Annotated in this window: 17 protein-coding genes and 2 pseudogenes; 11 read left to right on the forward strand and 8 right to left on the reverse strand. The window is 34.9% G+C overall.

Going from position 1 to position 20,599, the window contains the following annotated elements:
• Positions 1-44: 44 nt before the first annotated feature.
• Genes M5V91_RS29035 through M5V91_RS29045 form a run of 3 tightly spaced genes read right to left on the reverse strand, consistent with a single transcriptional unit; the run spans position 45 to position 3,329 of the window.
• Positions 45-428 carry a DUF6262 family protein gene (locus tag M5V91_RS29035; protein ID WP_019379928.1) on the reverse strand — a complete coding sequence of 128 codons (384 nt, stop codon included), beginning with the start codon at positions 426-428 and terminating at the stop codon, positions 45-47.
• Entirely contained in the window at positions 421-2,457 is a 2,037-nt protein-coding gene (locus tag M5V91_RS29040; protein WP_019379927.1) for a tyrosine-type recombinase/integrase, read from the reverse strand. Before M5V91_RS29040 ends, M5V91_RS29035 begins: the two co-directional genes overlap by 8 nt.
• Positions 2,457-3,329 carry a phage lytic cycle repressor MrpR family protein gene (locus M5V91_RS29045; protein WP_369426019.1) on the reverse strand — a complete coding sequence of 291 codons (873 nt, stop codon included), beginning with the start codon at positions 3,327-3,329 and terminating at the stop codon, positions 2,457-2,459. The genes M5V91_RS29040 and M5V91_RS29045 overlap by 1 nt, the downstream gene beginning before the upstream one ends.
• Before the next feature lie 366 nt (positions 3,330-3,695).
• Between M5V91_RS29045 and M5V91_RS29050 the strand changes: the two are divergent.
• From M5V91_RS29050 to lhaT, 6 genes and pseudogenes are all read left to right on the forward strand, one after another.
• Positions 3,696-4,388 (forward strand): annotated as a pseudogene (locus M5V91_RS29050) (Tn3 family transposase); the annotation flags it as partial.
• Between the two features lie 156 nt (positions 4,389-4,544).
• On the forward strand, positions 4,545-4,988 hold the full coding sequence (locus M5V91_RS29055; RefSeq protein ID WP_034297798.1) for a hypothetical protein: 444 nt from the start codon (positions 4,545-4,547) through the stop codon (positions 4,986-4,988).
• Positions 4,989-5,051: 63 nt separating this feature from the next.
• Positions 5,052-6,332, forward strand: coding sequence for a hypothetical protein (locus M5V91_RS29060; protein WP_009335989.1), 1,281 nt, complete (start codon positions 5,052-5,054; stop codon positions 6,330-6,332).
• Between the two features lie 423 nt (positions 6,333-6,755).
• Positions 6,756-7,418, forward strand: a complete 663-nt coding sequence (locus M5V91_RS29065) for a YwmB family TATA-box binding protein (protein WP_009335990.1) — start codon at positions 6,756-6,758, stop codon at positions 7,416-7,418.
• 499 nt (positions 7,419-7,917) lie between these two features.
• Positions 7,918-9,087: a D-alanyl-D-alanine carboxypeptidase family protein gene (locus M5V91_RS29070; protein ID WP_009335991.1), complete on the forward strand. Its 1,170-nt coding sequence runs from the start codon at positions 7,918-7,920 to the stop codon at positions 9,085-9,087.
• A 158-nt stretch (positions 9,088-9,245) separates the two neighbouring features.
• Positions 9,246-9,824, forward strand: a complete 579-nt coding sequence (gene lhaT / locus M5V91_RS29075; RefSeq protein ID WP_009335992.1) for a lipoprotein heptaprenylglyceryl N-acetyltransferase LhaT — start codon at positions 9,246-9,248, stop codon at positions 9,822-9,824.
• Between the two features lie 50 nt (positions 9,825-9,874).
• On the opposite strand, the gene M5V91_RS29080 is transcribed toward lhaT, so the two are convergent.
• Both M5V91_RS29080 and M5V91_RS29085 read right to left on the reverse strand, forming a co-directional pair.
• Positions 9,875-10,198, reverse strand: coding sequence for a hypothetical protein (locus M5V91_RS29080; protein WP_009335993.1), 324 nt, complete (start codon positions 10,196-10,198; stop codon positions 9,875-9,877).
• Between the two features lie 19 nt (positions 10,199-10,217).
• The gene (locus tag M5V91_RS29085; RefSeq protein ID WP_009335994.1) at positions 10,218-10,904 is read right to left on the reverse strand and encodes a response regulator transcription factor; all 687 of its coding nucleotides are present in this window, start codon (positions 10,902-10,904) and stop codon (positions 10,218-10,220) included.
• A gap of 288 nt (positions 10,905-11,192) precedes the next feature.
• Here M5V91_RS29085 and M5V91_RS29090 point away from each other — a divergent pair, with 288 nt between their 5' ends.
• Positions 11,193-12,179 carry a F510_1955 family glycosylhydrolase gene (locus M5V91_RS29090; RefSeq protein ID WP_034297799.1) on the forward strand — a complete coding sequence of 329 codons (987 nt, stop codon included), beginning with the start codon at positions 11,193-11,195 and terminating at the stop codon, positions 12,177-12,179.
• A gap of 51 nt (positions 12,180-12,230) precedes the next feature.
• Here M5V91_RS29090 and M5V91_RS29095 read toward each other — a convergent pair whose 3' ends face one another.
• Positions 12,231-13,727, reverse strand: a complete 1,497-nt coding sequence (locus tag M5V91_RS29095; RefSeq protein ID WP_232292552.1) for a multicopper oxidase family protein — start codon at positions 13,725-13,727, stop codon at positions 12,231-12,233.
• A 391-nt stretch (positions 13,728-14,118) separates the two neighbouring features.
• Between M5V91_RS29095 and M5V91_RS29100 the strand changes: the two genes are divergently transcribed.
• From M5V91_RS29100 to M5V91_RS29110, 3 genes are all read left to right on the forward strand, one after another.
• Positions 14,119-14,481: a hypothetical protein gene (locus M5V91_RS29100; RefSeq protein WP_284522410.1), complete on the forward strand. Its 363-nt coding sequence runs from the start codon at positions 14,119-14,121 to the stop codon at positions 14,479-14,481.
• Positions 14,482-14,499: 18 nt separating this feature from the next.
• Positions 14,500-15,255, forward strand: coding sequence for a DUF8832 domain-containing protein (locus M5V91_RS29105; protein ID WP_009335998.1), 756 nt, complete (start codon positions 14,500-14,502; stop codon positions 15,253-15,255).
• Positions 15,256-15,363: 108 nt separating this feature from the next.
• Positions 15,364-16,803: an MATE family efflux transporter gene (locus M5V91_RS29110; RefSeq protein WP_009335999.1), complete on the forward strand. Its 1,440-nt coding sequence runs from the start codon at positions 15,364-15,366 to the stop codon at positions 16,801-16,803.
• 89 nt (positions 16,804-16,892) lie between these two features.
• Here the strand turns inward: M5V91_RS29110 and M5V91_RS29115 are convergent, their stop codons facing one another.
• Both M5V91_RS29115 and M5V91_RS29120 read right to left on the reverse strand, forming a co-directional pair.
• Positions 16,893-17,063, reverse strand: coding sequence for a DUF2759 domain-containing protein (locus M5V91_RS29115; RefSeq protein WP_009336000.1), 171 nt, complete (start codon positions 17,061-17,063; stop codon positions 16,893-16,895).
• Between the two features lie 98 nt (positions 17,064-17,161).
• Complete coding sequence (locus M5V91_RS29120) at positions 17,162-18,799, reverse strand: multicopper oxidase family protein (RefSeq protein WP_009336001.1); 1,638 nt, start codon at positions 18,797-18,799, stop codon at positions 17,162-17,164.
• Positions 18,800-19,424: 625 nt separating this feature from the next.
• Between M5V91_RS29120 and M5V91_RS31035 the strand changes: the two are divergent.
• Positions 19,425-20,539: pseudogene (locus M5V91_RS31035) on the forward strand (YncE family protein).
• The last annotated feature ends 60 nt before the right edge of the window (positions 20,540-20,599 follow it).

The following is a 20,599-nucleotide window of genomic DNA, read 5'->3' on the forward strand; positions in this document are numbered from 1 at the left end:
TTTTACACAAAAATATCAAACTGGGAAGGGAAAATTTTTGGAACTTAAATTCCCTCATAAATCTTCCCAAATTGAATTTTTAGTTGTTCTTTAATTTCTTTATTTTCCTTTTCTAAATGCTTGACTCGCTTTCGTAAGGAAGCGATAATTACATCTTTTGATGTGTCACTCATATTCCTTTTAACTTGTTTTATTGAGGGGAGACCTTCTTGTTGTTTACGAAGTGTTTCGATTCGATCTCGGAGTTCTGTATTTCTGTATAGAAATGCCTTTGAAACCCCTGATTCTGCAGATACAGAGTTAAAATTGATTTTCAGTTGTTTTTTTATCATCCTTTTGATCGCTTCTTCAACTTTTTGAATGGTCTTTTCCGTTTTCAACTTTGCGTGTTTTATAATACCTTCGGTATTTGGGTTTTCATTAGACATTTTGCATCACCTTCTCACGTTCATCTCCAACATACTCACGTCTAGGTTTTTCTAAACCAAAGATACCACCAGTATGTAGTAAACCACTTGCTAATTCTTTATATCTTTTTAATTTGGGTTCAATTAACTCAATGGAACGTAACCTTCCGGATTTTTTGTATACTTCAATATCAGCTTCCATTTTAAATATCTGTTCTTGATAATAGTCGAGAAAAGTCTTGTCAACGTGAAAACTTCGGCAATTGTTTTTAATACACGGTGGTTCCAAGGTCTGTTCAAGAAAATCACAATGAAGTTTTGGGCTTTTTACACAAAACCCATGATCTAAACGAATAGAGTCCATATTGTGACGTATCCACTCCAGTTCAACTCCATTTTCTTCAGCCTGTTGAGCTAAATCAGCGACAATAACTTCTCCATGAGTATCTAGTCTTACTGCGCCATTATCTCGAGCCTTTTCCCATTCATCACGGAGTGTCTGGTCATGAATTTGGGCATAGACTAATGTCATTTCAGGACTGGCATGTGCCATCAGTTTTTGAACATGAAGGATATTCATTCCGTTATTAATCAAATTAACACCGTAACGGTGTCGAAATGCATGATTTTTAAACCAATAAATTTCTCCATCCTTGTCCTTAATATTACATCTGTTTGCTAGTTTATTAAGGTTCAGCTTAATGGAATCCTGCGATATGGGATTACCCATCCTTTTCCCTTTTAGTACTGGAAACAAATATTTCTTAGGGTTCGTGTCCAAAGAGTATCTCTTTTTTGTAAGTTCTTGCTGCGCTAAGACAACATTAGCAATTTCTTCTGAAATAGGAACTTTATGATTTTTATAACTTACTTTCCTTTGATCTCCGATAATCCACCAGCCATCTTCTTGATTTACTAAGCAGTCAATTTTAAGTGATAAAACGTCACTAATACGAAAACCTGTAGCTTCCATTAGAAGAATTATAGGTATATGTTCTGAGGAAAGTTCGTTAATATGGAAAACTAACTGTTCCCATACTTCATCCGGAATATATTTAATTTCATCAGCTTTTGCTCTTTTCTTTTTAGGGATATCCTCAATTGACAATAGTGAAATAACTGACTTTGTCGGGGCTTCTTCCCATTCGAATTTCTGTATATATGAGATAAACGTTTTAAGATCTATTAAAAAACGATTTACATAATTGTGATCTGGATTAATTAAATATTTTCCCTTTTTAATAGTGGAATGTCGTAAGTATTCAATATACTCTTCAATATCCATTCTAGATAGGTCGTTTAATTCTTTCCATTCAGGATGTTTATCCTTCAAAAAGGTGAAGAAAAACGAAAGTCTATTTAAATAACATATTGCTGTAGAAAAGCTGATGGATTGCTGCACAACTAGGCGAGTCTTTATATATTTTTTAAATAATTGTCTATAAGGTTGCGGAACCTTCGAAAAGTCTATTGAATACCTACTGATTGTATTGTTATAATTAATCTTCAATTTTCGTACATCCCAACAATCTTTATCTGTTTCTTCTCGTTCATCATAAAAGTGATAATAAAAATCATAAACTTGAAGAAATAGTCTAATATACAATGATGGTTGAACTGTTGGTGACATCCATGGTGATGACTTTTTCCGGTGTACAATCTCAACTGATTTTCCTTTCTCTACAAGAAATGTTCGATATTCTATTAGAAACTTTTCTTTCGGAATATCAATAATAGAATCTAAATTAGCATAATATCGAGAGATGAATTCTGTAAAAACTTTAAGACATGGAGAATAATGCATAAAAGCATAGATAATCGAAATCCTTGTCTCCTGTAACCCCTTATAAAAATAATATTTTAGTTCATTTTTTAATCTAAGATTGTGTACCTTATCAAAAATCAATTTTCTATTCCAATCATAATGTTTATCCAAGAAGGGGCATTCTTGTACATTCCACACATCATTTGCCCAATATCCAAGTAATGGTTCATTTATCTGTTCCAGATGGTGGGGAAGGGGTTTTACTTTGAATGTGCCATGTATCATTATTTATCTCTTCTTCCCATTTTTTTATTTGATTGAGCTTGTTTCCAGCTTTCACGTATGGTTTCATCGGATGAATGGATATAAGTCTGTATGGTTGTTTGAACGTGTGCATGCCCTAATAACCTCTGTATGATGGCAATATCTACTCCTGCTGCATGTAACTCTGTGGCATATGTATGCCGGAGCATATGAGGGGTAAAATCTATTTCTGTTTTTTTCTTCATCCTTTTAATTAAGGAACGAACAGAACCATCAGTCATTGGTTTACCACGATTAGGTCCAGTTAAGGAGATAAAAACATAATTGCTATCAATTTCGTAAGAATGAAAGTCTATTAGATAATCTTGAAAGAGATTCATAGTCTCAATAGATACATAAACTTTTCGTTTTTCTCCATCGGATGTTTTGGATTTCCTAACCGTAATAGCATTTTTACCTATATCAAAATCCTCTACCCACAGAGAAAGGGCCTCTCCAATCCGTAATCCCCCTTCATATAAAATACGGAATAATAATTCATCTCGTATATTACTGCACGCATCATGGATCACTTGGATTTGATTTTTACTCAATGTTTTGATTAAACGCTTTGGTTCCTTAATCTTTAAAATGTTTTTATCATAAGAATTCCCTTTTGTAATGTGATGAAGGAAAGGTTTAAAAGGCTTAAAACGACCGGGGACTTGCTTTTTTAATTGATCATTTACATTTCCCCCATAATCCTCGCTACGAGACAAATAGTCATAGAACCCTATTACACACGTTATGATGGTATTAACCGTTTTTTCTGATCGTTTCGCCAAGGTTTCTTCAAAATAAGTGACTTTTGTTGATTGATCAGGAATTCTCAGCCAACCGATGAATTGAGCCAAAATATCAAGGTTTACTTCTTGATATTCTAATCCACACTCCTCTAGGAATTGAAAGTAAAGCTTTAGATGATAACAGTATGACTTTAGTGTGCTTTCAGCTTTTCCAATGTTATCTAAATACTTTATATACTTTGCAACTGAAGTAACTGGATACCCCCATTGTCAATTAACAGAAATCTTTTCTTCTCATGAATGAGAACTTCTTGTACTTTCAAAATTATCCCCCCATGGTCTAAAATCATTTCGTTAGATACTATGTATCCATAAAATTCATAGTATACATAATGAATCTATAAAGAAATGAAAAAGAAGTAGTTGATAACATAAGATACGTTAATAACTACTTCTAATACTAGTTCAATTAAGGCCGGCTACACGGACCAAATATTCGGACTGACCCATTTATTAGGATTTAAATTTGCTCCAAGAATAAGAGATTTATCAGACTCGAAATTATTTACAATAGATAAAGCAAGTGAATATCCAAAGTTAGAAGCCATTTTACGTGGACAAATAAATACAAAAATCATTAAAGAAAATTATGAGGATGTTTTGCGATTAGCCCATTCTATAAGGGAAGGAACAGTTTCAGCATCCCTTATTATGGGGAAATTAGGGTCTTATTCAAGACAAAACAGCCTAGCTACAGCTTTACGTGAGATGGGCCGAATAGAAAAAACGATCTTTATTCTTAATTATATTTCGGATGAATCTTTAAGAAGAAAAATACAAAGAGGATTGAATAAAGGAGAAGCTATGAATGGTCTGGCAAGGGCTATTTTCTTTGGAAAACAAGGGGAACTGCGGGAACGGACGATACAGCATCAACTACAAAGGGCCAGTGCCTTAAACATCATTATCAATGCCATCAGTATCTGGAATACTTTACATCTAACAAAAGCAGTTGAATACCAAAAACGGACAGGTAGTTTTAATGAAGATTTATTGCACCATATGTCACCTTTAGGCTGGGAACATATAAATTTATTGGGAGAATACCATTTTAATTCGGAGAAAATGGTCTCATTAGATTCTTTAAGACCACTGAAATTTTCTTAACGTTGTTAAAAATGGGGGAAACGCCTCGAAAATGTGCTTAGCGTTGTAAATCCGCATTTTCCTGACGGTACCCCAAATAGACATATATCCAACCGATCAAATGATATAAAGAAGAATAAACAAATTTAAAAGATTTTAAAACAATATGTGGGTTGCATGAATACAAATGTTAGTAAAGAAATAAAATATTATATCCTATTTTCTGTTTCACTATTTATTATGATATTATTTCTGACCCGGAACAATATATCAGTTATTTTCAAAGTAATGAGTTTTATTATATTAGTGGCCCTTATAGTAAATATAATTGCTCTTTTTATAGTGAATACGTATCATCGTGAAAACGCAATATTACGTAACCATTTAAAGAATAAACATGGTGAGGATCCAAATTCTATTATTAGTCAGATTATAGATAAGAAAGATAAAAAATCGATAAGTAGGTTTACCTACTATTTGATGGTTGGGCTTACTGTATCTTATATTATTTATGCCGTTTTATTTACAGATGATTTTAATATTGGAGACATTTTTACTGTTATGGTCAATGTATCAACACTCCTAGGTATATTAGTAATTCTAGAAGATAGAAGTAAATAATTATTCTACAGGTACGCCTTACGAAAAGTGATGGTTAAATCTATCTGTAATTAGGAGGTTATTATGCGTTTACATATTGAATCCTGGGTTGAGGAAAGACAATTCTCAATCGAAGTTAATAATCTATTTGAGGAATCTGCAAAATGCTACAAAGCAGCTGCATATAGAGCTGCCCTTCTTTTTTCATTCCTTGCTTTTCAAACAATCATCAAAGAAAGAATATTAAAAGCTACAAAACCAGAACATATAAATGAACATTATTGGCTTAGTATCCATACTAGACTAAGAGATGATGATAATTGGGATTCTGAAGTAATAGACTGCATTAAGAGAAGTGATCCGGGGAAAAAACTTTTTAACATTAGTGAAGATTTGCGTCAACAGGCAATTTACTGGAAAAACAGAAGGAATGATTGTGCACATTCAAAACGAAATATTATTACAGACGTCCATGTAGAATCATTCTGGTACTTCCTTAAGGCCAATTTAAATCAATTTGTATTGCCTGGTAGTCAAAGCTCATTAATAAATGAAATTAAGAATCACTTTGACACAAACTATACTGCTGAAGATAAACCTTTTAATAATTTAATAAGTGAAGCTATATTAATTATAGACCAATCAAATGTGGTTAGTTTCGTAAGTAGGTTATTTGAAATGTTCGAAGAAGAAAGGCCTATTGGTCTATTTACAAATGAAAGGGAACTGGAATTCATCGAATCACTTATACTTGCAGATCAAACTATCTCTAGGGAATTAACGGAAAAGATTACCCAAAGTGAAGTGATCTACTTAGCTTTTATTGAAGGCCGTCCGAGTAGGCTTCAACATTTTCTCCAATATGAAGAAATAATACGAAAAACATGGAGAGTTCATTTATTTAAAGGTTCCAAGGTGTCCCTTCCATTACTTGCATCTTTACTTCGTTTTAACGTAATACCAGCTGATAGTCGGATTAGATTATATTTGAAAATCATCACCAAAGGGTTTGATATAAATATAAGAGAAAGTGATTTTGAAGTTCTACTTGAGAAGGGTTTTATGCAGCAACTTAGACAATCGCTATTTTTTGAACATCATGAAATGGGAATGCTTCTTAATGATTTTGAATGGGCTAATAAGAATGTAAGAATTGCTTTATACTATCTAAAAAAATTTGAATTAGATAGAGACATTGTTAAAAACGTTGCTAATACCTTTAATGCTTTCCCTTATCCTTTTAAAGCCCGTGATGCATTAAGGAATTTTTTCAGGGAAAACCCAGAAATTAATGATTTGTTTATAAAAATTGCTGATGAAAATTACATAAGTTTACCTGAATCTTTAGGATTTGAAGAAAAGTAAAGCATTCACTGTAAAGAAAACTCTGGTAGGGGATAGATGATAGTAACGAAGAAAAGATTACAGTAATTAATTCTTATATAGAAGACAATTATTAAATTCCTTGTAAGAATTTTAATCAGTAAGCAAGAATGGATGTTTGAGGGAAAGGATCACCTAACCCTAATGAACCTTATAATTTTACTACTAACTACTTTTTTACCTTCATATTGCAAATTAGTAAAACAGAAACCTAAAATTAAAATCACTTTCATAATTTCTGCATATAATTCGTTTATTATATAGTTCTAGGACAAAGTTTCACCCCTGAATTGAAGAAGGAAGCACTCTTAATGGGTGCTTCCTTCTTCAATTTAACCTGCTACAAAATTATTAAGAATAAAATCAGAAAACTTGTACCATACTATCTGATAGGGAGGGATGGACATGAAGCAAGCACTATTAAGTTTATCAGTAATAGTATTAATTTTTTCATATGTTCAAATTGGAAAAGGTAAAGAGGATAACCTTATATATATAGTAAATAGTTTAGAAAAATTGAACGCAGACATTAATGAATGGTCTATCTATTATAAGTATGACGATAGGTATGTAGATTCATTAGGTACTTTTAGAAAACAAGAAGCAAAATTGAAAAATAAATATCCCAACTTTAAATGGGAGGAAGAAAAAGTTAAAGATCATCATATCTTAATAACCGGAAATGCCACTGGAAATAAATTTAGCGAGCAAATCTTACTGACAGCATTGAAAGAAGGAAACAGGTATAAAGTTTTACATACATATAGTTATACCGGAGAGAATTGGTCAAAAGATAAGTACTTAAAACTAACTAAAACTCTGGATAACAGAAATAATCTTTATTTTACAGTAAAGTCTAAAATGCTACCTTCTGAGCATCAGAACTTAGGTAAAACGGCTAATATTCTTTTGGATAAACTATTAGCTAAACCAGTTGAACAACTTACAGAGGAAGATTTTGTTGCTGTTTCAGCTTATAAAAATTCATGGGAAAACTCTTTACAAACAAAAAATAACGAAAAAATGAATTTACAAGTAGGTTTGAGAAAAAAACAGACGAAAAATTGATAAGTCTTACAATAGGAAATCCTATTATCACAGTTGAATATTAGAAAAAAGATATTAAAAATAGAGAGTTTTAAGTTTATTTCATATCCTAGTTGCTGTTTGGTAATAAGAAATGTCATCTGTGTGTAAAGAATAACTTGGTTGATTTAAACTTTTCATATATCTCTAGTTAACTACTGAAAATTTTATCTTTCCCGTTCTTAAAAACATAAAGTGTTTTTAAAAATTTAGAGTTTAAAACTTAGAATATCGTAGCCTTCTATTTATCTGAATAGAGGTTTTTTTTGCATGGTAATTAATTTAGTTATTCCTCCTCCATATTTTCTTCAAAGTTATTTTCTATAATACATTTTTGATAATAAAAAATATTGAACGCAATGAAAGAAAACTGCTTTTCGTAAATGGTAGTTACTTAAAAATATAAATATTGAGAAATTATTTCTTGAGAATATACCACTTAATGTTTAATTCATTGCTTCATGTATTGGAGGAGGAAAAAATGAAACAAGTGATAGTACTTATTTTTATTGCATCGCTATTTAGTGGGTTTCAAAAGACAATTCATGCTTCTGACTCCCCGGTGGTGTCAAGCGGATCTGCTATTTTGATAGACGCAAATACAGGAGAAATATTATTTGAAAAGAAAGCTACTGAGGAGATGTATCCAGCAAGCCTGACAAAAATAGCTACAGCCATTTATGCTATTGAAAAAGGAAATCTAAATGATATTGTATCCATAGGTAGTAACCCAAGGAAAATAGAAGGTACAAGGGTTTATTTAGAAGAAGGGGAAAGAGTCTCCCTTAGAAAGCTGATCCAAGGTTTGCTTATTAATTCCGGCAATGACGCTGGCGTTGCTATAGCTGAGCATATGGATGGATCTATAGAGACATTTTCAAAAAACTTAAATAGCTATTTAGCTGGATTAGGTTTAAAGAATACAGTCTTTATGAACCCACATGGCTTATTTAACCCTGAACACGTAACTACTGCTGAAGATTTAGCTACGTTAACTCAATATGCAATGGAGAACCAGGAATTCAGTGAAATTTTCGGAACCAAAGAGCTTGAGTGGAAAGGGGCAACATGGAAAACGACACTATATACTCATCATAAGCTTATGAGGGAGTTACCATATGAAGGGGTCATAGGTGGGAAAACTGGATATGTAGATCAGTCTGGCCACACATTGGTGACAGCTGCTAAAAGAAAAGAGCTTAGCTTGATTGTGGTTACGCTCAATGCATCATCTCAAGAGCTTGCGTATGATGACACTAAGAAATTACTAGATTATGGATTTAATCATTATAAGACATCAAGTATAGCTAAAGGAACCTCTTTTAAAGTAAATGATGGTTCATATACAGCCAAAAAGGTGATTTATTTTACTCAAAATACCAAAGAAAATATGAATAATTCAATAATAGTTGGGGAAAGAATGGCAGTTTTGAATCCAAGTGAAAAATTCCTTTCGGCTGTGCAAAATGGAACTATTACTGAAAAAACTAAGGAAGAAAAGGAAAAAGAGAAAAATAAGGAGACAAAAAATGAATCAAAAGAACAATACATTGGACTTTATTTTGGACTCGGTCTTATTTTAGCAATCGCATTTTTTATAGTAGTAAAAATCAGGATTAATAAAAAACACTTACAAAAAAGATTTCATTGAATGAATAGCTAATTTTGTACTTTGATGTACTCGTACTGGTGGGTTATCTCCCGGCTAAAATCATGGAGGATACAAGGTTTAAACGATACAGCCAGGCTTCTAGCCCCAAGTGATAATTTGAAAACTCAATAGAGAATCCAAGATAGGGGGAAATATTAATGATGAGATTTTATAACCTGCTGGAAAAGAGGTGGGTTTTATGGATTTTACTTATATCAAATTTCATAGGGACGATCTATGGCTACATCTGGTATGGGGATCAACTGGAGAATACTCCTCCTGAATTTCTAATATTCGTACCTGATAGCCCAACAGCAAGTTTATTTTTTGTTTTAGTTCTAGGGGCTTTTCTCTTTGGGAAGAATATTCCACTAATTGAGGCTTTAGCTGCGGTAACCTTGTTTAAATACGGGGTTTGGGCTGTGTTCATGAATATTTTTACATACTATGCTACTGGGTTCCTTCATTGGACAGGTTACATGCTAATTGCGTCTCATGCTGCTATGGCGATTCAAGGGTTGCTGTATGCTCCATATTATCGTATAAGAATATGGCATTTGGCGGTTGCTGCCGTCTGGATTTTACACAACGATGTTATCGATTATGTGTTTTTCATGATGCCTTGGTATGGTCCATTAAGTAAGTACATTCCACAAATAGGATATTTTTCTTTTTGGTTAAGCATCACTTCATTATTTATAGTATATTTTATTGCCATAAAAAGAAAAGGGAGCTGAGTGGCTCCCTTGATGCAGTTTATCAAACTGCATAGAAAGTTTAATAGTGTTTACGGATAAATCCTAAATTGGTTTTGATCTTCAGTATTATCTAAATTTGTAATTGAGATAGAACCCTTTTCTGAAAGAGCTTCTAACCTTAATATAGAGCTTGTGCAGATCTTTAACATTTTTCTTAGTTCCATAGGGATAGAAAACCTCCCATTTCTAAAAATCACTTTATTTAAATGATCATCTTCATGGTGCCTGCTTATCACAAGCTTGCGAGCTTCCTGATATATATATATAAATTCCCCATCCATTACACCCAAATTTTTCTTAAGGGCTGCAGGTAATAAGATTTGGCCATTTTTAGATAATTTTTTAATATACAAGGAATTTCCCCCTTAAAACTTAGGATTTTCCGTTTGAGTTCCATTGATATCCTGTTCCCCAAACTGTATTTAAATATAGATCTACGGGATAACCTGACTGTCTTAACTTTTCTCGAATATTTCTGATATGTGAATCGATCGTCCTGTTTTCTGTCTGGCCATTGTTTTCCCAGATGATTTTCAGCAGCACTTCACGGGAAAACACATGGTTAGGATTTTTTATCAATGTTCCTAAAAGGGCAAATTCCTTCGGTGTTAAGGGAATTGACTTCTCATTATAAGTGAGATCAAACCCTCTTTCATCCCATATTAATCCCTGAATAGAAAGCCCGATCTGTTTATGAGCCGAAGTTCTTCTTAACAGAGCCTCTACTCTTGCCAAAAGCTCCCCATCATTAAATGGTTTGGTTATATAATCATCTGCTCCATGCTTAAATCCATTTAGTATATCTTTTCTTTCTTTTTTTGAACTTAAAATCAAGATTGGGATGTTAGAGGTGTTCCTTAGTTCTCTACATGCAGTCCAACCTTCCTTTTCAGATAATGATGTAGGCTCCAGAATTACGAGCGATATATCTTCCGAATTTAGAAAAGTTAATGCCGCCTTGAAAGATTGAGGATTCACACATTGATAGTACGGCAAAAATAGGTTCTTTAAAGAGTTAACCAATCCTTGATCTTCATCTATAATCATGATCTTTTTCATTGCAGTTGCTCCTCATCTGGTAATATCCTTAAACTTACTTTACATAAAAAATATGAAGAAATTTTGCATTATTAATAACTACCAACAAAAACTTAGTTGTATTTTTAAGGAAGAATAACCTATTTAATATGAATTTCTTTCTGCCTGTTTTTTCTGCACAATATATGCATATTTTTGTTATAGTCTTTATGTAACCTTGAAGGAGAGAGATGAACAACTTTTTACTTTTTGCATTTTAGGTTGTATTCTTCTAAAAGGATCCTATAATTGGTAGCAGGAGTGGTATATATGAAAAAGTTAAGTTTATTTGCTGTAATTGGATTAACGTTTAGTCTTGCAGCCTGCGGACAGGCTGAAGAAAAAGATACAAAGGATACAGGACAATCAGAAGTCCAAACTGGTGAACAGGAAAATGGGGGAGGAGAAACCTCTATTTCTTCAAATAGCTTTTTTGAAAGCTTCGATGGGAAAATAGACCATATTCACGGAGCGGGTTATCCTGGAAATCAAGGTAAGATCTATTTTGCAGCTCATGACGGGCTAAAAGTTTATGATAACGGAAAATGGTTTAAAACTAAGGAAGAAAATAATGATTATATGGGCTTCAACGCAACAAAAGACGGGTTTTATTCCAGTGGACATCCCGGAAATGATTCATCACTTCCCAACCCTCTAGGAATACAGTATAGTTCGGATAATGGACAAACGCTGGAAAAGAAAGCCCTTGAAGGGGAAACGGATTTCCATTTGATGGGAGTAGGATATGAAAATTCGGTCATTTTCCTTATGAACCCGCAGGAAAATTCTATTATGGATACTGGAAGGTTTTATCTCAGCGAAGATAAGGCAAAGACATGGAAGGAAGTTGCTGCAAATGGTCTGGACGATACATTGCTAAGTTTATCTGTTCATCCTAATAATGCAGATTATTTAGCAGCATCTGGACAGCAAGGAATTTACCTGTCAAAGGACAAAGGGGAAAACTTTGAACTTATCTCGAAAAGCGGACAGGGCACATCTGTCTTTTTTACAAACGAGGATTTAATATATGGCACATACGATGGTACAGCTAAATTGACAAAACTATCTCTTTCTGATGAAACAGAAAAAGAGATAGCTTTGCCTAAAATGAAAGATGATGCAGTAATGTATTTTGCTCAAAACCCAAAAAATGAACAGGAACTGACGTTTGTTACTTTTAATGGGGACATATATCATACTGCCGATGGTGGGAATAACTGGGATCCTATTGTTGAAGCTGGAAGTATTAAATAATTAAGAAAAAGGATCGAAGGCTTGCTTCGATCCTTTTAGTTTGTTCTTTACTTACAATCTATCTTTAACCTCAAACTGTCCCATCATCCCCGCATCTTCATGCTCTAAAATATGGCAATGATACATAAAAATCCCCTCATGATCAAAGGTTGCAATTGCTCTAACTTTTTCTCCTGGGTAGACGAGTATGGTATCCTTCCACCCTCTCTCATTTGGTGGAGGCGGGTTTCCGTCTCTGTCAATGATTTGGAATTGCACACCATGAGCATGGAAAGGATGGGCAATACCCCCATTGCCTCCCATCATTCCACCCATACTGGAACCATCATTAGAAATCTCCCATATTTCAGTGTCTCCAAGGTTCACTTCTTCATCAATTTGATTCATATCCATTTGTTTGCCATTAATGTTTACATTTCTACCCATTCCCTGCATGACAAATTCTCTAGTGCGAATGGCATTTCCCGGATTAATCTCAGGGATATCTGTTATTTGATCAGGAACAGCATAACCTTTTCCTTCGTTTGCATTAACAACGAACTTCATAAACTCGCTTCCTTGGTCAGTTAAATGGACGACATCCCCTTCATTATAATTGGAAAAATCAACAATAATCTCAGCCCTTTCAGCGGAGCTCAAAATTAAGCTATTCATTTCAGCAGGCTGTTCTAAAAACCCGCCATCACTTGCAATCTGTTGGAATGATTGGGCACTGCTAAACTTAAATTCGTAAATTCTTGCATTTGAGCCGTTTAACAGGCGAAGACGTACCTTTCCTCTAGGCACTTCCAAGTAAGGGTTGATAGCACCATTCACAAGTATCCTCTCACCCTGAAGTCCCATCATCACATCGTGCATCCCCAGATTATATTCATATTTTCCACCTGAATTAAATTGCTTATCTTGGATTACCAGCGGTATATCATCCACACCATATTCTTTGGGGATATTGAGATTTTCCGAGACTTCATCATCTATATAAAACAATCCCGCAAGTCCCATATATACCTGTTCTCCTGTTGTGTGCAAAAGGTGAGGGTGATACCATAATGTCGCAGCAGGCTGACTTATAGTAAAATTCGGATTCCAGGTTTCACCCGGCAGGATTCCCGAATGAGGCCCGCCATCCTGGTCACCATCTACTTCAAGCCCATGCCAGTGGACAGTAGTTCCGACACTCATATCGTTTTCTACTTTTACGGAAACTTCTTCACCATTTTTTACTCTAATGACTGGTCCGAGGTAATCACCGTTATAGCCTAATGTTTTTGTCTTCTTGTCTTTAATAAATTCTTTTTCTGATTCCTGTGCAGTCAAATAAAATTCTGCCTTTTTAGGATCTGGGTTTGTATCCTCTAACAAAGGAGGGATTGGTAAAGGGGTATTAAATAAGGATTCCTCATTTTCCATGTTTTCTGGTCCATTTCCTATACCGCCCATGGCACCATTGGGAGTATTGCCGCCCATGCCTGAAAATCTCATGAATAGAAACAGGGCTCCAAAAGATAAAACAAAAATGCTGAGAACAACCATAATACCCTTTTTCAAATTCTTCTACCTCTTTCATATTTTTTCTTAGTCTTTTAAAAGACTGTATAGAGTAAACAGTCAAAAAACTCTTATACCTACCTATGTATTAATAAATGATATCCTGCTTATATTTTTAATAGCAACCGAAAAGCACTTCTTTAGGTAAATATGCATTTTTTGTGTAGTTTATAGGCAAATTGCAGTGGTAAAAATTAAAGGATGAAAAAACATTAGGAGGAATAGAAAATATGTTACTACCAGCTTCGGATATGGGGATTATAACTTCTCATTTATCATCACATGATGGAATGATTTTTAAATTTAAAACATACTTAAAGCAAGAAAAAATGGGGAATTGCGAAAAATACTTATAAAACAGTTGGGTATTTTGCGGAGCCACACCAGAATAATGCTTGAAATAATGGATCCTGATAAAAGTGAATTCCCAGAACTTCCAAAATTAGATCATTTACCTAAAGTAGAAACCATTCAGGAAATAGAAAATGAAAGCAATCCAAATGCAGAAAAACATATTGCATTGGAAGGAAAGGCTTCTGCCGAGTCGATGGCTCAAAATAATTTTGTTTCTGCACTAAAAATGAAAGACCCTAAAGTGAAACAAATTCATATTGAGATGGCTCTCCAACAAGTGAAGATAATAGAAGAAATAACCGAATTTTTAAAAGGACAAAACGCAGAAATAGTGCCGTTGGGTACAGCGGTAGAACAAAATAAAGTTATCAAATATTTTCAGCATATAATAAAAGAATAAATTTGTTGAGGTGAAATAATGAATCAGCAATCCAGCCATAATATTCATGAGCATGAATCCCATAACCATATAGAAGCAGCTCGTTTAAAGGACATACAAACTGAATGGTTTATCAGTCCAACTGCTGTTAAACCTAATCAGGAAGTTGAAGTTACTTTAATAGTCAAAAATGAAGGAAAGAATATTACTTGTTTTTCCATGGTACATGAAAAACAGATGCACTTGCTTGTTATCAGTAACGATCTAAGTACTTTTCAGCATTTGCATCCCAATTATGATGGTGAAGGCAGGTTTAGTGTAAAGGCTATTTTACCAAAAGCGGGAAAGTACAAAATATTTGCTGATTTCCTCCCAGAAGGTTCAGCGCAGCAGCTTTCCAAGTTTGATTTAATAGTTGAGGGCAAAGAACAAAATGAAGGAATTTATCCGGATAAGGAGTTAATCAAAACTGTAGAAGACTTGGTATTTGAGTTAAAATTCGATGACTTGGCTTTAAAAAAGCATATTCTAATGACATTTACAGTCACTGATAACAAAGGAAATAAAATCAAGGATTTGGAACCTTATCTTGGATCAGCCGGACATGTCGTAATTGTAAGTGAAAAAATGGAAGAGTTTCTCCATGTCCATCCTAAAGATGAGTCTGCCAAAGGACCGGATGTTGAATATATGACTACCTTCCCTATTTCAGGCGTATATAAAATTTGGGGACAATTCAAATACCTTGGAAAACTCTATACAGTTCCATTCGTTATAAATATTCCGGATAAGTAAATAATGTTGATAGTCTAATTATAAAATGGGGCACACATATGAGGTGTGCCCCATTTTATAAGCATCCTATTATTGTTTACAGTCTTCTCAGAAATGGGGGAGAAATAGTTGAAAGAAGATGTAGTAGAAACAAAACTGAAAAATATTCAATCTAATAAAGATAGGCTAAAAATCATAATAGTCCTTGCCATTCCTGCAGTAATCGAAAATTTTTTCCAAACCATCCTTGGTTTTGTAGACACCTATTTTGTCTCCAAGCTAGGGTTGGCAGAAGTATCCGCTGTTGGAGTTACTAATGCAGTTCTTGCAATTTATTTTGCGTTATTCATGGCAATTGGAGTGGCTGCAAACGTAAGAATTGCCAACTTTCTGGGGGCGAATCAACCTGAAAAGGGAAGACATATTTCCCAGCAATCTATAGTTCTTGCTATTCTTTTTGGTTTGCTAACAGGTCTAGGAACCCTATTTTTTGCAGAGCCTTTGCTAAAACTTATGGGAATAGAGGCTGATGTGTTAGAAGCTGGTTCTCTTTATTTTCGCATAGTAGGCATTCCCTCGATCTTCATGTCTTTAATGTTTGTATTGAGTGCCATATTAAGAGGGGCTGGAGATACAAAAACACCTATGAAGGTAAGTATCATTATTAATATTGTTAATGCAGTATTAGATTACATTCTAATATTTGGGTTTTTATTTATTCCTGCAATGGGAATTGTAGGTGCTGCTCTAGCAACTGTTTTTGCACGTCTTGTTGGCAGTGCTGCGCTTATATACTATCTAAAACGCTCAAAAGTTCTTGCTTTCCGACGGGATTACTGGAAACCTGACAAAGTACATTTAATGGAGCTCACAACACTTGGAGCACCAGCAGCAGGTGAACGCCTTTTGATGAGAGCAGGGCAAATCGTCTATTTTGGTTTTGTTGTGGCGTTGGGAACAAATGCATTTGCTGCCCACCAAATTGCAGGGAATATTGAAGTGTTTTCTTATATGATTGGGTATGGATTCGCAACTGCAGCTACAATACTCGTTGGGCAACAAATCGGTGCAGGAAACCTTGATGAAGCGAGAAGATATGCAAAACTCACAACCGTCGTAACTTTAGCATCAATGACTGCTCTGGGGGCTATATTGTTCTTTCTCGGTGAATGGGCAGGAAGTTTCTTTACAGAGGATCAAGAAGTAATCGAAAATATTGGAACAGCTCTAAAGATATCAGGAGTTTTCCAACCATTTTTAGCTGTCCTTATGGTACTAACAGGAGCTTTCCAAGGTGCAAACAATACAAAATTCCCAATGTACCTGACAGCTTTTGGGATGTGGGCAATAAGAACAGTTCTTGTGTACGTTTTAGGTATTGTGCTGGGCTGGGGATTGGCCGGCGTTTGGATTGCGATTGGCGTAGACATTGCATTCAGGGCTATTGTTTTAGTTATCCAGTTCAAAAGAGGAAAATGGATGGCACTTAAAAAAGCACCAGAGGCAGAATCTGAGTGTCATCCGCAGACAACAAAAGAAACAATGTCGGCTTGTGTAAATAATTATTAAAAAGAATTATGCTGTAAGTAGTAATTACTAATCTATAAGATGAAAGGACCCAGGAGGGGTCCTTTCATCTTATATTCAAATTGATTTTTTCACATAGCAGGGTACCCTGAATTTATAAAAGTCATTAAGGAGAACCAGCCAAAAACAAGAAAGCTTCCTAATCCAAACAGGACGCCTAGGATATTTTTATTTTTTAGTGCAGTAAAAGTGCCAAACCCGGCAAATAAAGCGACTAGCCCAAATATAATGACTATACCCATTAAAACCACTCCTTTTTATTAACATAACGAGATTCGAACTTTCCAAAGAAGCGACCTATTTGCCAGGCCGCTTCTTTGATTGCTTAGCGGATTGATAATTACTCTGGTTTATTATTTGCCTTAGGATCAGGTGTGAAGCTTGGTTTAAAGTCATTGTATTTAACCATATTCACCATTCCTGCTGTCGCATGGTGAAGATCATGACAATGGAATAGCCAATTGCCAGGATTATCAGCTTTAAACGCAACAACATATTCATCACCAGGCTTTAGGTTAATCGTATCTTTCATAATCGGAGAACCTTCTACAGGTTTCCCATTCTTGCTAAGGACTTGGAAGAAGTGACCATGCAAGTGCATAGGATGGTCATCCATTTGAGAATTATTAGTCAATGTTACCTTAACGAGGTCGCCTTCCTTGACATTTATGTTATCAGTATCTGGGAATGTATTTCCGTTAATCGTATAAGCCATTTCGCTGCCATCCATCGCTGTGTTTAAATCCATTTTATATTCAACATCATATTCCTGATCAAGCGAAAATTCACCTTTGTCAGAACCGCCATAATTCATAAATGTGAATTCTGGAAGCTCTTCGGATTGGTTGGATTTATCAGTAGAGCCAGGAGAGTTTTCATATTGTATCATTGTCTTCATACCACTTGTGCCTTCCATGTCTCCGTGGCACTCTATAAACCATTCACCAGGGTTGTCTGCTATAAACTCTATGTCATATCGCTCACCAGGGGCTATTGTGATCACCTGATCTTTAATTTCTTTTGGTTCATTTAGTTCTTGCCCATCAATGGCCGCTACTTTAAAATCATGACCATGCAGATGGATCTTATGAGACATGTACCCAACATTGACAAGACGAATTCTAACTTTTTCTCCTTCTTTTACCTTTAAGGGCTCAATGCTGTCGCCGCTTTTGCCATTTATCGAAAAGATATCGTAAGCACTCATGTCATGACCCATTTCTCCCATTCCATTCATGCTTTCATTATCTTCTGACTCCATGCTGCCGTGATCCATGCCGCTCATACTTGATTCTTCAGAATCAGTCTCTTTATCTTTATCTTCTTCTGAACCCATGTTGCTATGATCCATACCTTCCATGCTGGATTCACCTTCTTCAGGCTTGCTCATCCACTCATCAAGCATGAGGGTATAATCACGGTCATAAGTTTTTTCGTTTGGTTCTACGATAAATGAACCGTATAGCCCTTTATCCATCTGCTCAACAGCATTTTGATGGGTATGGTACATGTATGTTCCAGGATCCTCTGGGGTAAATTCATATGTGAAAGATTTACCTGGCTGGACTGCGTTTTGTGTCACACCTGGTATACCATCCATATCATTGGGAACTCTAATTCCATGCCAGTGAATGGAAACTGGTTCATTAAGTTCATTTTTTAGGTTGATTTTTACCTTTTCCCCTTGCTTTACCCGTATTTGGGAACCAGGGACTGAACCATTGAATGTTAGGGCATTAACGCTAACATTCTCATTCAGCTGATGTTTGCCTTCTTGAGCAACAATGTTAATTTCATTGCCTGTAAGTGTTTCAGTAGTGCTAGTAGTCTTCAATACCTCGACTTCCTCTTTTTCTTCAGAACTATTATCCTCTTCCATGTCCATGTTTTCGTGGTCCATTCCACTCATACCACTATTAGAACAGGCAGCGAGAAAAAGAATTGAAAAAATGAATATAGCAAGCAGTTTAATCTTCATATCGATAACCTCCTGTAATTATTTAAACAAATCATAATAAAAATAAATGCAGAAATTATGGATAATAAAATTTATAACGAAATTTTTTATGTAATACATTGGTCATCTAATTTAGATTTATTACACCATTCATATTTGTAGGGGATTATATTCTGCGAAAAATGATGTTAACCTAAATAATGTATAGATGAGGTGGCGAATATTAATTAATTACCAGATGAATATTTTTTTCAAGCTTTACTTAGCCCAATCAAGCGGAGAAAACCGAAAAGATGGGAAGTGATGTCGTATGGCATGTTGTACCAATAGGAAAGAAAAAAATGGTAAAAAGAGAATATCCTCAGGGTTATTTTTTATTATCTGGTCTATGATTTTGGTAGTAATAGGTATTTTAAGTATTGTATTTAGATAAAACTGAAGATTTCTTACTGAACAGGGAATGCAGTTTTTCCTGTTTATTTTTTTGCGAGAAAACTATTATCCTACACCCCAAATATGAAGATTTGATGGATTTCAAAAGATTGTTAGACTTTTTGAATATTTACTTGTATAAGTGAAATAAATCACTTTTCAATTCTTCTTTGCTTAATAAGATTACGTTAAATTCGCAAAGGAGGTCATTTTCATGACTAAGTTAAAAATGAGTATATTCATTGCTACTTTGATATTAGGAGCGTTGATATTGGTTGGATGCAGTTCAGCAAGTAAAACTGGGGACAATGTAGCTGCAAACAAAGTTGAAGACAAAGAACAACAAACAGAAAACAATGATGAACATGCTGACGGGACGAAAACAGTCCAATATTATTACACAGCTAACGAAGGAGGCAGCATCTCAAAAATTGATGCAGCAACCAATTCAATCGTATCGACAATAGAAGTAGATGGTTCTGTTCATAATGTTCAGGTAGCACCAGACGGAAAAATGATTGGGGCAACGGTTGTACCAAAGATGGCGGGGCATGGCGGTGATGATAATGGCCATGGAGAGGAAATGGAAATGAGTGCAAAAGCGCTTTTTTCAGCATTGAGAGTGATGAACTGTTGAAGGAGGTCGAAGTTGGAAATCATCCTGCTCACATTGTTTTTACAGAGGATGGGAAGCATGCGATCGTAACTAACAATGAAGACAACAATGTTACTGTCATTGATATGGCAAGTTTTAATGTGGTTAGAACAGTAGATACAGGAAAAGGGCCACATGGTTTCAGAATTTCAGCAGACAGTAAGAGCGCTTATATTGCAAACATGGGTGAAGATACAGTCAGTGTTGTTAATCTTGATACGATGAATGAGGAAAAACGAATTAAAGTAGGAGCAGCTCCTGTTACTACAGGTGTCACTTCAGATGGAAAAACGCTTGTGGCTACATTAAATGGAGAAAATGCTCTCGCAGTAGTGGATTTGGCTACTGAGAAGGTTGCTAAAATTCCTGTTGGGACTGGCCCCGCACAAGTATATATTGATGAGAAAGATCAGTTTGCCTACGTTGCAAACCAAGGAACAGAAGAAAATCCTTCAAACAGTGTGACAGTCATAGATCTTGCTGCAAAAAAAGCAACGTCTGAAATTATAACTGGAAAAGGATCACATGGAGTTGTAACAAGTCCAGATAATAAGAAGGTTTATGTTACAAATATGTTTGAAGATACGGTGAGCATCATTGATAAAGAAAAGAATGAGGTAATTGAAACAATTGAAGTAAAAGGTGTGCCGAATGGAATAACCATTACAGATTAAGTAAATATAGATTAATAAAATCCCAAAAGCCGCCTAATAGTAATTAGGCGGCTTTTTCTT

Source organism: Cytobacillus pseudoceanisediminis, from assembly GCF_023516215.1.
In the GTDB taxonomy this organism is placed as follows: Bacteria; Bacillota; Bacilli; order Bacillales; family Cytobacillaceae; genus Cytobacillus; species Cytobacillus pseudoceanisediminis.